This window comes from Mycobacterium sp. NPDC050041, assembly GCF_049541695.1.
Lineage (GTDB): Bacteria > Actinomycetota > Actinomycetes > Mycobacteriales > Mycobacteriaceae > Mycobacterium.
Genome location: NZ_JBMVDG010000012.1, coordinates 12,644 through 25,947 on the forward strand (window position 1 = coordinate 12,644; position 13,304 = coordinate 25,947).

Genomic DNA, 13,304 nt, shown 5'->3' on the forward strand with positions numbered 1-13,304 from the left:
GGATTCCATGACCAAGCCCAAATTGGTGTTCAGCCCCTACTCGCAGGAGTACTTCGACGACCCCTACGAGATCTACCGCCGGATGCGCGACGAGACCCCGATCTACTACGACGAAGACGACGACTTCTACGCGCTGACCCGGCACGCGGACGTGGCGGCGGCACTCAAGGACCACGAGTCGTTCTCGTCCACCCGCGGGTGTCACCTGTCCATGATCAAGTCCGGCCAGGGGTTCCAGAAGTCGATCATCTTCATGGACCCGCCGGAGCACCGCTTCATGCGCAGCCTGCTCAACAAGGCGTTCACCCCCCGGGCCATCCAGTCTCAGCGTGAGACGGTCGTCGACCTCGTGGCGCATTACCTGTCCAAGGTGGATCCCGACGGCTTCGACGTGGTGCAGGACTTCTCCGGCCCCTTCCCGGTCGAGGTGATCACCCGGATGGCCGGCGTTCCCGAGGAATTCCGCCAGCAGGTGCGGCACTGGATCGACAAGGGTCTCGAGGTCAAGCCGGGACAGCTCTATCTGTCCGACGAGAACATGCAGGCCAACATCGACGCCGGGGTCTACTACTACGGCCTGGTGCAGGAGCGGCGGCAGAACCCGCAGGGCGACATGATCAGCCGCCTGATCGCCGCGGAGATCCCCGGCGAGAACGGCGAGATGCGCAGGCTCGACGACGTCGAGATCACCGGCTTCGTCGCGCTGCTGGGCGGCGCAGGCGCCGAGACCGTCACCAAGCTGGTCGGCAGCGCCGTGGTCGAGTTCGCGCGCCATCCCGAGCAGTGGCAGATGCTGCTCGACGACCGCAGCCTGGTGCCGGCCGCCGTCGAGGAGTTGCTGCGCTACGTGGGCCCGGTGCAGTACAACGTGCGCTACACGCTCAAGGAGACCGAAGTGCCCAGCGGCACGATCCCCGCGCACAAGCCGGTGTTCCTGATGAAGGCCGCCGCCAACCGCGACCCGAGGGCATTCGACGACGGCGAGACGTTCGACATCACCCGCGACCGCGCGCAGGCGCAGAATCTCGGTCTCGGCTACGGCATCCACAGCTGCCTCGGCGCCGCGCTGGCCCGGCTGGAGACCGTCATCGCGCTGGAGCACCTGCTCGACTTCATGCCGCGCTTCGAGGTCGATTTCGACGGCCTGCAGCGCGTCACGATGCAGAACGTCGCCGGCTATCACCACGTGCCTGTGCGGGTGGTGCGGTGACCAAGCGAGAAGCGGAGCGGGACCGCGCATGACCCAGAAGATCGAGGTCGACTTCGGCCTCTGCGAGAGCAACGGGGTATGCATGGGCATCATCCCGGAGGTCTTCGACCTCGACGACGAGGACTACCTGCACGTGCTGCAGGAGGACGTGACGCCCGAGAACGAAGAGCAGATCAAGGAGGCCGTGCGGCAGTGCCCGCGACAGGCCATCGCCATCCGCGACGAGTGACCGACTCACCGGCACCCACCGCGGCGAAATGAGAGAGTGAATGACCACATCGAAGCTCGTGTTCGACCCCTTCTCCGAGGAGTACTTCAACAGTCCCTGGGAGATCTACCGGCGCATGCGTGAGGAGGCGCCGGTCTACTACAACGAGGAACAGGACTTCTACGCGTTGTCCCGGCACGCGGATGTGGCGGCGGCGTTCAAGGATTGGGAGACGTTCTCCTCGGCGTACGGCCTCGACCTGGCGATGGTGAAGTCCGGCGAACCGCTTCCGATGAAGATGATCATCCTGATGGACCCGCCCGAGCACCGTCAGATGCGCAGCCTGGTCAACAAGGTGTTCACGCCACGCGCGATCGCGAACCTCAAGCCGATGGTGATCGAGACGATCGATCAGTGCTTCCGCGCCGCCGATCCCGGGCACTTCGACGTCGTGCAGGAGTTCTCGGCGTTCTTCCCGGTGGAGGTCATCACCCGGATGCTCGGCGTTCCCGAGGACCGCCGGCAGCAGGTGCGCCAGTGGGTGGACACGTCGCTGCACCGGGAGCCCGGCCAGGTCGAGATGTCCCAGGAGGGCATGCAGGCCATCGCCGAGGCGATGGGCCTGTACTACGAGCTGATCCAGCAGCGGCGGGCCGAACCGCAGGACGACATGTTCACCCGGCTGGTGCAGGCTGAGATCCAGCGCGAAGACGGTCAGATGGAGAGCCTCGACGACTTCGAGATCGCCGGATTCGCCACACTTCTGGGCGGCGCGGGCGCGGAGACCGTCACCAAGTTGATCGGCAACGCCGCTGTGACGTTCGCGCAGAATCCCGACCAGTGGCAGAAGTTGCTCGACGACCGCAGCAAGATCTCCGCCGCGGTCGAGGAACTGCTGCGCTACGAGGCGCCCGCCCAGTACAACGTGCGCCGCTCGATGAAAGAGGTGACACTGCACGGGGTCACGATCCCCGAGGGCAAGCCGGTCTTCCTGCTCGGCGGGTCGGCCAACCGCGACCCCGAGGCCTTCACCGACGCCGACACCTTCGACATCGACCGCGACCGGACCGAGGCGCAGAATCTCGGCTTCGGGTACGGGGTGCACAGCTGCCTCGGTGCGGCGCTCGCCCGGATGGAGAGCGCGATCGCCCTCGAACGGCTGCTGGACTTCATGCCCCGCTACGAGGTGATCTGGGACGACTGCCGACGGGTGGCGATGCAGAACGTCGCGGGCTGGTCCCACGTCCCGGTGCGCGTCCTGCGCTGATCCGGACTCCGTCGCGAGCAGTCACCGCGACCGGCAGCCCGGCTTCGTGAAACTGCAGTTGTGGAAGACGCGCAGCCGCACTACCGTCCGGGGTAGACAGATCGGTCTGTCTACCCACGACGGGAGTCAGCATGTCGTCATCGTCCGCGCTCGAATCAGCGTCGTCGCACGAGCAGGTCCCCGACGGGTTCACCCGGGACAAGATCTCTGTCGGCGAGGTGGGTATCGACTACGTGATCGGCGGAAGTGGCCCGACAGTGGTTCTGCTGCACGGCTATCCACAGACGTGGTACGAGTGGCGCCACGTCCTGCCCGCCCTTGCAGTGCGCTACACCGTGGTGGCGCCCAGCCTTCGCGGTGCGGGAGGCAGTGACGCGCCGCCAGGTGGATATGACAAGAAGACGCTCGCAGCCGACATCCACGGTCTCCTCGTCGAACTGGGCCTCGAGAAGGACGTCAGAGTCGTCGGTCACGACATCGGGACCATGGTCGCCTACGCATACGCGGCCACCCACCGGGACGAGGTGACGAAGCTGGTGCTCAGCGAAGCACCGATTCCCGATCCCAGCATCTACTCGTTCCCCTCACTGACACCGCAGGGCCCCGGCGCCTGGCACTTCGGGTTCTTCACACTGCCGAACGGGTTCCCCGAGGACCTCATCGCCGGCAGAGAGGAGCTGTGGATCTCGAAGTTCGTCGACGCGATCGCGACGAAGAAGGGTGCCGTGACACCCGAGGACATCGCGATCTACGCCCGATACCTCAGCGATCCGGCGCATCTGAACGCCAACCTCGCGTGGTTCCGCACACTGCCGCAGGACATGGCCGACACCGCCGAGTACCGGAAGACCAAGCTGGACATGCCTGTTCTGGCCATCGGCGCAGACGGCAGTCTCGGCGATTTCGTCCCCACCCAGGTGCGGCAGTACGCGTCCAACGTCACTGCCAAGGTCATCGCAGGGTCGGGGCACTGGATCTACGAAGAACAGCCCGAGGAGATGAGGCAGGTGCTGCTCGAATTCCTCGACTCCCCCGGGTGAACGCGTCAATGGCAGGCGCTGCCCCGACAACTAGTCTCGGAAGGGTGACGACACCGCCTCACAGCACGGTCACCGATGCGCGAAGCCCTCGCGATCGGATACTGGACGTCGCCGACTCGCTGTTCTTCTCCGTCGGCGTGCGCGCGGTGGGAGTCGACAGAATGGTGTCGGAGGCCGGCGTTGCCCGCGCAACGTTCTTCAAGCACTTCCCGACCAAGGACCACCTCATCGCGGCATACCTGGGGCGCCGCGCGGAGCGGTCTCGCGCGACGCTGTCGGCCCTGCGCGACGAATTCCGCGACGAGCCGTCCCGGGTACTGGCCGCGATCGCCGATGTCGTCGACGATTACCGCGACATACCCGGCTTCCGAGGCTGTGAATTCATCAATGCCGCTGCGGAATTCGCCGATCCCAGCCATCCGGCCCATCAGCTCGCGGTCAGTCACCGCCAATGGGTGACCGATTTCCTGGCCGCCGTGCTGCGCGACATGGGACACGGCGACGCCGACCCCACCGCGCGCGCGATGATGATGGTGCGCACCGGCGCGCTGGTCGGCGCGTCGCTGGAGGTCGGTGTCTCCGACAGCAGCATAGGCACTGCGCTGTGGAACACGTTGGCCCGCCGGGGTTACCGGGCTGTGGTGGCCGCCGAGAAGGCGTAGCGACGGCTCAGAATCCGGAGAAGACGGCACCGTTGCAGTCGGCCGCAGCCTGGCGCAACTTGAGCGCCTCCTGGTACTGGTCGGAGTAGTACCACTCCTTCGCGGCGTCCACCGATTCGAACTCCAGGAGCACCGTCTGCGTGCCGTGCCACTGCCCCTCGATGACATCCGTCGCAGGTCCGAAGGCCAACACCTTCGCATTGGCCATCGTCTGACTGGCCAGCTTGCCGTACTCGGCCATGCCTGCCGCGTCCTTGACGTCTTCGGTGATGATCACATAGCCCTTGGGCATGCCGGGGTCCTTGTCTCTTGGGGGTTTTCGGTCAGTCGATCAGGTGGATGGCGCGTTCCGGGCAGTTGTCGATCGCTTCCTGCGCCGCCTTCTCCAGCCCGGCCGGTACATCGGGGGGATCCGCCGCCGCCCACCCGTCGTCGGTCAGGTCGAACACCTCGGGGCACAGCGTCAGGCACATCCCGTGCCCGGCACAGCGGTCCTCGTCGACGGCGACGCGCATCAGAGGTCGAACTCCAGGTGCAGTTCGGTCAGGCCGCGAAGAATGTAGGTCGGGATGTAGGAATACCGCCGCTGCCCCATCGGACCGTGTTTCTCCTCTGAGATCCGGATGTCGGTCGTGCGGTCGAGCAGCCGTTCGAGCCCCACCCTGGTCTCCGCACGCGCCAGCGGTGCGCCCGGGCAGCTGTGGATGCCACGGCCGAACGCCAGGTGCTGGCGGGCGTTCTTGCGTTCGGGGTCGAAGCTGTCGGGATCCTCGAAACGGCGCGGATCGCGGTTGGCCGCACCGTTGATCACCATCACGGTGCACCCGGCGCCGAGGGCCTCCTCGCCCACCGTGGTCGGCACCCGCGACATCCGGAAGTCGCCCTTGACCGGACTCTCGATGCGCAGGCACTCCTCGATGAAATTGCCCAGCAGGCTGCGATCCTCGCGCAGCTTGCGCTGGACGTCGGGTTGATCGCCGATCACCTTGAGCGCGGTGCTCAGCAGCCGCACCGTGGTCTCCTGGCCGGCCGAGAAGACGTTCGTCGCCACCCGCACGACGTCGCCGACCTCCGGCATCGTCCCGTCCGGGAACGCCGCCGTCGCCAGTCCCGTGAGCACGTCGTCGCGCGGTTCGCGGCGACGGTCCTCGACGTAGGTCGCGAACACGTCGTAGAGGTACTCCAGCGGTGTCTTGGTCAGCGTCTTGTCCGCGTTGCCGAGCCCGCTGCCATGGGTGCCCCTGGCAAGCCGCTCGATCAACTCGCCGCGGTCCTCTTCCGGCACACCGAGCAGGTCGGCGATCACGCGCAGCGTGAAGGGCGCGGCGAAGCCCTTGATGAACTCACCTTCACCCGGCGCGAGGAAGTCGTCGAGGATGTCGTCGGCGAGCTGCCACATCGCGTCTTCGTTCTCCTTGAGACGCTTGGGCGTGATGAGCCGCATCAGGAGCGCGCGGTGATTCGTGTGCGTCGGCGGGTCCAGCGTCGGCAACTGGTCGCTGAACGGGATCTCGTCGCGGTGCTCGACGATGAGGTCGGTCAGATCGGAGTTCTCCAGCCCGTCGAGGGGCACCGGAAAGCCGGGGAACGGTCCGGTGACCGAGATGCAGGACGAGAAGCTGTCCGCGTCGTTGTAGACGTCGACGGCCTCCTGCCACCCGGTCACCATCGTGACGCCGTACTTGTCCTCGCGGCTGACCGGGCACTTGTTGCGCAGCGCGTCGTAGAACGGGTAGGGATCGTCCAGCACACGCGCGTCCCGGAAGAAGTCGACCGCCGTGAGGTCTTCCGCCATGTGTGACTCCGTTCAGATCTAGCGAGAATGTGATTCTCATCTTTGCGTATCAGGTTTTCACACCGGTTGCGCGCCGTCAACGAGGGGAGTGCGCGGCCCCGTCCCGGTTCGCCGGTTCGTCCTCATCCTGGATCTCGAAGGTGTTGACCGCGGTCGCCAGCAGGTCGTAGCAGCCGACGGTGAAAACGAGGTCCATCCGTTGACGGTCGTCGAAGACCCGTCCCAGCGCGTGCCATGTGGCGTCGGTGACGGCGTCGCGGTCGTGCAGTTCGTCGACCGCGGTCACCACCAGCCGATCGGTCTCGTCCGCGGGCGCGCCGGCGTGGACACCGTCGATCTCGGCGTCGGTCAGGCCGGCGCGGTGGGCGATCGGGACGTGGTGGTGCCACAGGTAGTCGCACCCACGGCGCTGCACCGCCCGCAGCACCGCGATCTCGCGCACCCGGTCCGAGAGGGTGGACTCGCGCAGCACATGGGCGTTGAACGTGAGATAGGCGTGGGTGAGCCCGGGGTGGTGCAGCATCGTCGAGAGCACGTTGCCCGCGTCGCGGGCGTTGCGACGCTCGGCAGGCAACAGTGACCGCAACGCCGCACGGCTCTCCTCGGTCCAGTCGCCGTCGGGCAGCGGAGGAAGGCGGGTCACTGGATCGGTTCGTCGCCGAGCACCGTGGTGCGCAACATCTCCCGGGGGGAATCGGGGTCGTACGGCGCCGCGCGGTGCAGGACACCGTTGTTGTCCCAGATCACGGTGTCGCCGACCGACCAGCGGTGGCTGTACACCAGGCCGGGCTGCGTCGCCCGGTCGAGCAGTTCGGCCAGCAGGGCGCGGCCCTCGTCGAGATCCATGCCGACGACGTGGTCCGCCGAGGCGCCGAGCACCAGTGACCGCCGGCCGCTGCGGTGCGTCCAGACCAGGGGGTGCTCGTGGGTGGGACGGCTCCGCCACTTCGCGACCTGTTCCGGTGAGGGATCGGGAGTGATCCGGCGCTGCGAGGCCTCCAGCGAGTGCACCACCCGCAGTGCCCCGAAGCGGTCCTTCTCCTCGTCGGTGAACGCCTCGTACGCGGCGTAGGAATTCGCGAACTCCGTCTCACCGCCGCGCGCGGCCACCTGCTTGGCCGACAGCACGGTCGCCTTCTGCGGGCACTCGTCGTTCAGCGGCGTGCAGCCGTCGATGTGCCAGTCGAAGGTCGCGCGAAGATAGGCGGCCGACGAGTTCTTCGACTTGTCCAGCGTCACCGGGTAGATGCCGGGCACCGGATGGTGCCCGTCCGAGGAGTGGTCGATCCCGCCGAGACGCCGGCAGAATTCGACCTGCACCTCGGGCTGCAACCCGAGACCGGGGAACACCAGTACGCCGTTGTCCTCGAGCGCCTCGAGCACCGCCTCGCCCAGCGAGTCGTCACCGGCCAACCGGTCCGGATCGACACCGGTCACCTCGGCGCCCACCGATTCGGTCAGCTTGTTGATCGTCAGAAGGGTCATGCGTGTCCTGTCTGTCAGGGCACCGGCGCGCTGACGCGGTCGATCACAGCGTCGGCGGAGTCGGCGGGTTTCTGGGTACCGAAGACCTCGACGGCCATCGAGACCATGACCATCGAATAGATGAGGTGCAGCAGGTTCAGCACGTCGTCGGGGACGTCGTCGAGCGGGAACTTGTCGCAGAAGTCGATCGCCTCCTCGAACCGCGGGGAGAATGCGTCGTAGAACCTGCGGATCTCCGGCATCGGGGTGCTCAGCCGGGCCTCCCAGCGCTCGGGTTCGGTGGCCAGGCACCACTTCTCGGCGAATGGTTCGAATTCGGCGAACGCACTGGGCAGCCGCGATCCGGCCATGCTCACACCCCCACCGGCGAGCGCTCGCTCTTGTAGTCCTCGACCCAGTCCACGGCGACCTTGTGCAGGTGGCGCACGAGGATCTCCTGGTCGTTGAGCGGATAGTCCTCGACCACGTCGTACTCCAGGGCCGCCTGCGTGCCGCCGAGCATGCCGGCGTCCTGCAGCGCGAACTCCTTGAGCACCACCGAGGCGACCTCGTGCTCGATGCGTTCGCGCACGGTGCGGGCCGGGTGAAAGGCGTTGTAGGCCTCGAACTTGTGCGTGTTGTGCGACGTCGGCCAGTAGCGGTACAGCAGGTACCAGCCGTGGTAGATCAGGATCTCGAGGTTGGGGAAGATCTGGAAGTTGGTGATGCCCCACGGTTCGATGCCGCCGGGATTGAGCCCCGCCGAGAAGTGCGTCTCCGGTGTGCGCCAGGGGCCCACCAGACCGCTGCGGGTGGCGCGCTCCACCGGATACATGTATTCCGGGGCGAGCAGCCAGCGCCGGGTGCCCGCCGTGGACACCAGCCGGTGCGGCCCGTCGATCTGGAAGTGACCGCACTCGAAGGTCTGGTTGGGTTGGCGCACCTCCGTGGGCACCTGCTGGCTGTGCAGCGACGGCACGTGGTAGTACTCCTGGAAGGCGTCGGCGAAGATCTTCCAGTTGCTGTTGTTGTGCGCGACGAAGTCGTACCGCTCGGTCATCAATTCGAACGGGTAGTCGTCCAGCGCGGTGATCATCGGCCCGAGGAACTCGCGCAGGCTCTGGCGCGGCTCGGGGTCGAGGTTGATGAACACGAAGCCGTTCCACACATCGCAGTGCACCGGTGCCAGACCGTACTTCGTGGTGTCGAGGTCGAAGAACTCGCCGGGCTGCTGCACGAACTTCAGCTCGCCGTCCAGACCGTAGCGCCAGCCGTGGTACTTGCAGGTGAACTGCCGGCACGCGCCCTTGACCTCCTCGCTGGGAAAGTCGTTCCACACCAGCTTGTTCCCGCGATGGCGGCAGATGTTGTAGAAGGCCCGGATCTGCTCGTCGCGGCCCTTGACCACGATCACCGACGTGTTCGCCGCGTGGATCTCCTTGGTGAGGTAGCTGCCCACCCGCGGCAGCTCCTCGACGCGCGCGACGTTCAGCCAGGCGCGCTTGAAGATCGCCTCGCGCTCGAGTTCGTAGAACTCCGGCGAGGTGGAATCGCGGAACGACACCGGTCCGGTGCCCAGTTCCGGATAGTGCTCGGTCCAGCTGCCTTCGGCGGGCTTCGGCCACTTAGCCATGCGAACCTCCCTGTCGTCGTTGCGTTTCCGTGTCTACCGTCCGGTCGCCGATCGCCCGGTGCATCACATCACCGATCCGCCGTTGACACCGAGGGTCTGGCCGGTGATGAACCCGGCCTCCTCCGAGCACAGGAAGCCGACCGCGGCGGCGATGTCGTCACCTGTGCCGAGATGACCGACCGGGATGCTCGCGGCCATCTGCTCGTTGGGCGGCAAGAGGCCGGCGGCCTGGGATTTGTGCTGCATCGGTGTCTCGATGCCCGACGGCGGGACGTTGTTGACGGTGATGCCCAGCGCGCCGAATTCGCGGGCCAGCGACCGGGTCAGCGAAAGCAGGGCGCCCTTGGACGAGGCGTAGTGCGCCATCCCCGGCGATCCGCGCTGCGCACTCGACGAGGAGATCATCACGATGCGGCCCCACCCCGCCTCGAGCATGTCCGGTATGGCCACCTGACAGCAGTGGAACGTACCGGTGAGGTTGACGTCGATGAGCCGCTGCCACGCCTCGACCGTCATCTCGACGAACGGCGCCCAGTCCACCAGGCCCGCGCTGGTGACCAGGATGTGCACCGGCCCCAGCTCGCTGCGAACCTTGGCGAACGCCTCCTCGACTGCGGCTCGGTCCGAGACGTCCGCAGCCACACCGAGTGCGGTCACCCCCTCGGCGCGCAGTTCTTCGGCGACCCGTTGCGCCGCATCGCCGTCGAGGTCGAGCACGGCCACCCGGTGGCCACGCCTCCCGAGTTCGTGACACGTCGACTCCCCCATGCCCGACGCACCGCCGGTCACCACCGCCACCCGTGCCATGTGATACCTCGTTCCTACTCGTAGACCACGTGGACTGTGCGGCTGGTGGGCAGCGACTGGCAGGTCAGCACCCAGCCCTCGGCCACCTCGTCGTCGTCGAGCGCGTCGTTGTTGAGCATCCGCGCGCTCCCGTCGACGATTCGCGCCATGCAGGTTCCGCACGAGCCCGTCTCACAGGACGCCGGTGCGCGCAGTCCCGCCGTCCGCGCGGTCTGCAACAGGGTGTTTCCCGCCCGGTAGTCCGCCGTGGTGGTCTGCCGGTCGAGTTCGATGACCACCTGTTCGGTGCCCTGGGACGATTCCGCCGCACCGGCCGCCTCCGCCTCGTCCACCGCCACGGTGAACCGCTCGAGGTGCACCCGGTCATGTGGCGCACCGGTCCCGAGCACCGTCGCCTCGACGGCGTCCATGAACGGCCCAGGCCCGCAGATGTAGTGGTCGGCACCGTCGACGAGGCCGTCGAGGAAGGTCTCGATGGCGGATTTCGTGACGACACCGCGTTCGTCGTCGAAATGATGGGTCACCGACAACCGGTCGGCATGCTCCTCGGCCAGGCGGTTCAGCGCGTCCGCGAAGATGACGGCGTCGCGGCTGCGGTTGGCGTAGAACAGCCGGATCGGTCGCGACGTCGTCGCCAGTGCCGTGCGGATCAGCGACATGATCGGGGTGATCCCGCTGCCGCCCGCGAAGGCCACGATGGCATCGCCGTTCTCGCGCAACAGGAAGCGCCCCTCGGGCGGGGCGGCGTGGATCTCCGCGCCCTCGGCCGCGGTGTCGTTGAGCCAGTTCGACACCAGCCCGCCGGGGTCGCGCTTGACGGTGATCTGCAGATCGTCCTCGACCGGCGCCGACGACATGGAGTAGCAGCGACGCAGTTCACGGCCGTCGACGGTGACCCGCAGCGTCAGGAACTGGCCGGCCTGGTACCGGAAGCTCGAAGAGCAGTGCTCCGGCACGTCGAGTACCAGTGACACGGCGTCGGAGGTCTCACGCACGATCCGCTTGATGCGCAGTGCGGCAAAGCCGTCCGAATCGGTGTGCTCGCTCATCGTCGCCAATGATATCAAGTACTTGTCATTAATCTCAAGTACCTGATACATGCCACTACTCGTCCACGTGATCGATGCGCATCTCGTGGCCCGTGCCCTGTTCGACGACGCGGCTCAGCAGCTGGCGCAACGTCTCCTGCTCGGCCTTGGTCAGCACGCCGAACACCCGGTCATGCGCGGCGATGGCGTCGTTCACCACGGCTGCGGCGACCTTGCGGCCCTGGTCGGTGAGGAACGCCTGCAGGATCCTGCCGTGCTGCGGGTCCTGTTTGCGTTGCACCAGCCCCCGCTTCTCGAGCGCGGTCAGCGCCAGCTGCACGCCCTGGGGACTGATGAGCAACCGCCGGGCCAGCTCCGCGCCGGACAGGCCGGGTTCGTCGGACAGCTGGCGCAGCACGCCGATCTGGGCGGTGCTCACCCCGTGCTCGCTGACCGCGTCGTTCACCGACGTCAGCGAGAAGTACCAGGCCTGTTTGAGCAGCCACAGGATGTTGTCGGTCTGCTCCATGCCAGCCTCTCCAGTCGCTCTGCGGTGCGCTCGACGTTAGCTCTCAGACGATCCGGCGCGCTTGTGGACGCGGCCGTCCTTCATCACGAAGCGCACATCGAGCGTGGTGGAGATGTCCACCGACGGGTCACCGGGTACGGCGATGAGATCGGCGAGGTAGCCCGGGGCGATGCGGCCGAGTTCGTCGTCGGCGTCGATGAGCTCGGCACTGGTGATCGTCGCCGCGCGCAGGGCCTGCATGGGCGTCATCCCGCGCGCGACCAACGCGCGCAGTTCCTTGGCGTTCTGGCCGTGCGGGACCGCGGGCGCGTCGGTGCCGCAGGCGATGCGCACCCCGGCCGCGATCGCCTTCGGGAGCATGGCCTGCGCCCGCGGGAACACCTCCTCGGCCTTGCGCCGCAGTTCCGGCGCGATGCGGTCGACGGCCATCGCCTCGGTCAGGTAGGTCGTGGACACCAGGAAGGTCCCGTGGTCCACCATCATCTGAATCGTCTCGTCGGAGGCCAGGAAGCCGTGTTCGATGCAGTCGATGCCGGCCCGGATGCACGCGCGAACGGCGGTGTCCCCCACCGCATGTGCGGCCACCCGGACCCCTGCGCGATGTGCCTCGTCGGCGATCGCGGCGAACTCGTCGTCGGAGTACTGCTGTGCGCCGGGCGCGGTGCTGTGCGACATCACGCCGCCCGACGCCGACACCTTGATCAGCTTGGCGCCGTGGCGGATCTGATACCGAACGCAGGCGCGCACCTCGTCCACGCCGTTCGCGATGCCCTCGGCCACCGAGAGCGGCATGATCCCGGGCGCGAGGCGCTGGAACACGGTCGGGTCGAGGTGCCCGCCGTAGGGCGTCACGGCATGCCCGGCCGGATAGATGCGGGGGCCCGGGTGCCACCCCTGCTCGATGGCGCGCTGCAGTGCCACGTCGAGCAGGTAGCCGCCGGTCTTCACCATCAGCCCGAGATTGCGGACGGTGGTGAAGCCGGCGTCCAGCGTGGTGCGGGCGTTCACCGCGCCGCGCAGCGTGCGGTAGGCGGGGTCGTCCTGCACCCCGTGCATCGGGCTGGGCAGGCCTTCCGGACCGCCTGGGCCGCCGATCAGCAGGTTGAGCTCCATGTCCATCAGACCGGGGAGCAGGGTGACGTCCCCGAGGTCGATGTCCTGGGCCGTGTCCTGAGGAACCCGCTCGGGATTCACCGCCTGGATCCGGTTCCCGTCGACGACGACGACGGCCGGTGAGCGCACCTCGCCGGCCGCGACGTCGGCCCAGCGCGCCGCCCGAAGGACGGTCGGACCGGCGCCGGATGGCCCGTCGATCACGGCACCGGTTCGACGACGCAGTCGAGACTGGTGGCCCCCGTGTCGGGCACCTTCGGCTGCTTCCAGCACTCGACCGGGAACGACACCTGGATCATCGAGTACAGCAGATGCATCAGGTTGAGCACGTCCTCGGGCAGATCGTCGAGGCTGAACTTGTCGCAGTAGGCGATCGCCTCCTCCGCACGCGCGGTGACCGCGTCGTAGAACGCCTGCATGTCACGCATTGAACTGCTCAACCGCTTGTCGTAGCGCTCCGCCTCGGTGCCCAGGCACCAATCGGAATACGGCTCCAGGTCGGCGAATTCGGGCGGTAGTTTGCTCGTCACGCCCGCTTCGGCTGTCGT

General features: G+C 67.1%; 17 protein-coding genes. 5 read left to right on the top strand and 12 right to left on the bottom strand.

Features of this window, described 5'->3' with window-relative positions; translation table 11 throughout:
* Positions 1-7: 7 nt before the first annotated feature.
* The 5 genes from ACPCHZ_RS26270 to ACPCHZ_RS26290 all read left to right on the top strand — a co-directional run bounded on the left by ACPCHZ_RS26270 (position 8) and on the right by ACPCHZ_RS26290 (position 4,387).
* Positions 8-1,210, top strand: a complete 1,203-nt coding sequence (locus ACPCHZ_RS26270) for a cytochrome P450 (RefSeq protein WP_423487445.1) — start codon at positions 8-10, stop codon at positions 1,208-1,210.
* A 28-nt stretch (positions 1,211-1,238) separates the two neighbouring features.
* On the top strand, positions 1,239-1,439 hold the full coding sequence (locus ACPCHZ_RS26275) for a ferredoxin (protein WP_423487446.1): 201 nt from the start codon (positions 1,239-1,241) through the stop codon (positions 1,437-1,439).
* 40 nt (positions 1,440-1,479) lie between these two features.
* Positions 1,480-2,685, top strand: coding sequence for a cytochrome P450 (locus tag ACPCHZ_RS26280; RefSeq protein ID WP_423487447.1), 1,206 nt, complete (start codon positions 1,480-1,482; stop codon positions 2,683-2,685).
* 131 nt (positions 2,686-2,816) lie between these two features.
* Entirely contained in the window at positions 2,817-3,725 is a 909-nt protein-coding gene (locus ACPCHZ_RS26285) for an alpha/beta fold hydrolase (RefSeq protein ID WP_423487448.1), read from the top strand.
* Between the two features lie 44 nt (positions 3,726-3,769).
* Entirely contained in the window at positions 3,770-4,387 is a 618-nt protein-coding gene (locus tag ACPCHZ_RS26290; RefSeq protein WP_423487449.1) for a TetR/AcrR family transcriptional regulator, read from the top strand.
* A 7-nt stretch (positions 4,388-4,394) separates the two neighbouring features.
* On the opposite strand, the gene ACPCHZ_RS26295 is transcribed toward ACPCHZ_RS26290, so the two are convergent.
* From ACPCHZ_RS26295 to ACPCHZ_RS26350, 12 genes are all read right to left on the bottom strand, one after another.
* The gene (locus ACPCHZ_RS26295) at positions 4,395-4,679 is read right to left on the bottom strand and encodes a DUF1330 domain-containing protein (RefSeq protein ID WP_364984520.1); all 285 of its coding nucleotides are present in this window, start codon (positions 4,677-4,679) and stop codon (positions 4,395-4,397) included.
* A 31-nt stretch (positions 4,680-4,710) separates the two neighbouring features.
* Positions 4,711-4,902: a ferredoxin gene (locus ACPCHZ_RS26300; RefSeq protein ID WP_364984518.1), complete on the bottom strand. Its 192-nt coding sequence runs from the start codon at positions 4,900-4,902 to the stop codon at positions 4,711-4,713.
* Entirely contained in the window at positions 4,902-6,182 is a 1,281-nt protein-coding gene (locus ACPCHZ_RS26305; RefSeq protein ID WP_423487450.1) for a cytochrome P450, read from the bottom strand. Before ACPCHZ_RS26305 ends, ACPCHZ_RS26300 begins: the two co-directional genes overlap by 1 nt.
* A gap of 76 nt (positions 6,183-6,258) precedes the next feature.
* Complete coding sequence (locus tag ACPCHZ_RS26310) at positions 6,259-6,825, bottom strand: carboxymuconolactone decarboxylase family protein (protein ID WP_423487451.1); 567 nt, start codon at positions 6,823-6,825, stop codon at positions 6,259-6,261.
* Positions 6,822-7,667 (bottom strand): TauD/TfdA dioxygenase family protein, encoded by an 846-nt coding sequence (locus ACPCHZ_RS26315; protein ID WP_364984511.1) that lies wholly within the window; start codon positions 7,665-7,667, stop codon positions 6,822-6,824. Before ACPCHZ_RS26315 ends, ACPCHZ_RS26310 begins: the two co-directional genes overlap by 4 nt.
* Positions 7,668-7,681: 14 nt before the next feature.
* Positions 7,682-8,017 (bottom strand): hypothetical protein, encoded by a 336-nt coding sequence (locus ACPCHZ_RS26320; protein WP_364984509.1) that lies wholly within the window; start codon positions 8,015-8,017, stop codon positions 7,682-7,684.
* Between the two features lie 2 nt (positions 8,018-8,019).
* The gene (locus ACPCHZ_RS26325) at positions 8,020-9,279 is read right to left on the bottom strand and encodes an aromatic ring-hydroxylating oxygenase subunit alpha (RefSeq protein ID WP_423487452.1); all 1,260 of its coding nucleotides are present in this window, start codon (positions 9,277-9,279) and stop codon (positions 8,020-8,022) included.
* 63 nt (positions 9,280-9,342) lie between these two features.
* Positions 9,343-10,086, bottom strand: a complete 744-nt coding sequence (locus tag ACPCHZ_RS26330) for an SDR family NAD(P)-dependent oxidoreductase (protein ID WP_302912887.1) — start codon at positions 10,084-10,086, stop codon at positions 9,343-9,345.
* Positions 10,087-10,100: 14 nt separating this feature from the next.
* Positions 10,101-11,135 carry a 2Fe-2S iron-sulfur cluster-binding protein gene (locus tag ACPCHZ_RS26335; protein ID WP_423487453.1) on the bottom strand — a complete coding sequence of 345 codons (1,035 nt, stop codon included), beginning with the start codon at positions 11,133-11,135 and terminating at the stop codon, positions 10,101-10,103.
* A 55-nt stretch (positions 11,136-11,190) separates the two neighbouring features.
* On the bottom strand, positions 11,191-11,643 hold the full coding sequence (locus ACPCHZ_RS26340) for a MarR family winged helix-turn-helix transcriptional regulator (RefSeq protein WP_423487454.1): 453 nt from the start codon (positions 11,641-11,643) through the stop codon (positions 11,191-11,193).
* A gap of 36 nt (positions 11,644-11,679) precedes the next feature.
* Complete coding sequence (locus ACPCHZ_RS26345) at positions 11,680-12,957, bottom strand: amidohydrolase family protein (RefSeq protein ID WP_423487560.1); 1,278 nt, start codon at positions 12,955-12,957, stop codon at positions 11,680-11,682.
* A complete protein-coding gene (locus ACPCHZ_RS26350; RefSeq protein ID WP_364984824.1) occupies positions 12,957-13,286 on the bottom strand; it encodes a hypothetical protein in 330 nt (109 codons plus the stop codon). Before ACPCHZ_RS26350 ends, ACPCHZ_RS26345 begins: the two co-directional genes overlap by 1 nt.
* Positions 13,287-13,304: the final 18 nt, after the last annotated feature.

Excerpts from the sequence above, each read along its gene's own strand:
- ACPCHZ_RS26270 (WP_423487445.1), top strand. The coding sequence starts at position 8 with ATGACCAAGCCCAAATTGGTGTTCAGCCCCTACTCGCAGGAGTACTTC.
- ACPCHZ_RS26275 (WP_423487446.1), top strand. The coding sequence starts at position 1,239 with ATGACCCAGAAGATCGAGGTCGACTTCGGCCTCTGCGAGAGCAACGGG.
- ACPCHZ_RS26280 (WP_423487447.1), top strand. The coding sequence starts at position 1,480 with ATGACCACATCGAAGCTCGTGTTCGACCCCTTCTCCGAGGAGTACTTC.
- ACPCHZ_RS26285 (WP_423487448.1), top strand. The coding sequence starts at position 2,817 with ATGTCGTCATCGTCCGCGCTCGAATCAGCGTCGTCGCACGAGCAGGTC.
- ACPCHZ_RS26295 (WP_364984520.1), bottom strand. The coding sequence starts at position 4,679 with ATGCCCAAGGGCTATGTGATCATCACCGAAGACGTCAAGGACGCGGCA.
- ACPCHZ_RS26300 (WP_364984518.1), bottom strand. The coding sequence starts at position 4,902 with ATGCGCGTCGCCGTCGACGAGGACCGCTGTGCCGGGCACGGGATGTGC.
- ACPCHZ_RS26305 (WP_423487450.1), bottom strand. The coding sequence starts at position 6,182 with ATGGCGGAAGACCTCACGGCGGTCGACTTCTTCCGGGACGCGCGTGTG.
- ACPCHZ_RS26315 (WP_364984511.1), bottom strand. The coding sequence starts at position 7,667 with ATGACCCTTCTGACGATCAACAAGCTGACCGAATCGGTGGGCGCCGAG.
- ACPCHZ_RS26320 (WP_364984509.1), bottom strand. The coding sequence starts at position 8,017 with ATGGCCGGATCGCGGCTGCCCAGTGCGTTCGCCGAATTCGAACCATTC.
- ACPCHZ_RS26325 (WP_423487452.1), bottom strand. The coding sequence starts at position 9,279 with ATGGCTAAGTGGCCGAAGCCCGCCGAAGGCAGCTGGACCGAGCACTAT.
- ACPCHZ_RS26330 (WP_302912887.1), bottom strand. The coding sequence starts at position 10,086 with ATGGCACGGGTGGCGGTGGTGACCGGCGGTGCGTCGGGCATGGGGGAG.
- ACPCHZ_RS26335 (WP_423487453.1), bottom strand. The coding sequence starts at position 11,135 with ATGAGCGAGCACACCGATTCGGACGGCTTTGCCGCACTGCGCATCAAG.
- ACPCHZ_RS26340 (WP_423487454.1), bottom strand. The coding sequence starts at position 11,643 with ATGGAGCAGACCGACAACATCCTGTGGCTGCTCAAACAGGCCTGGTAC.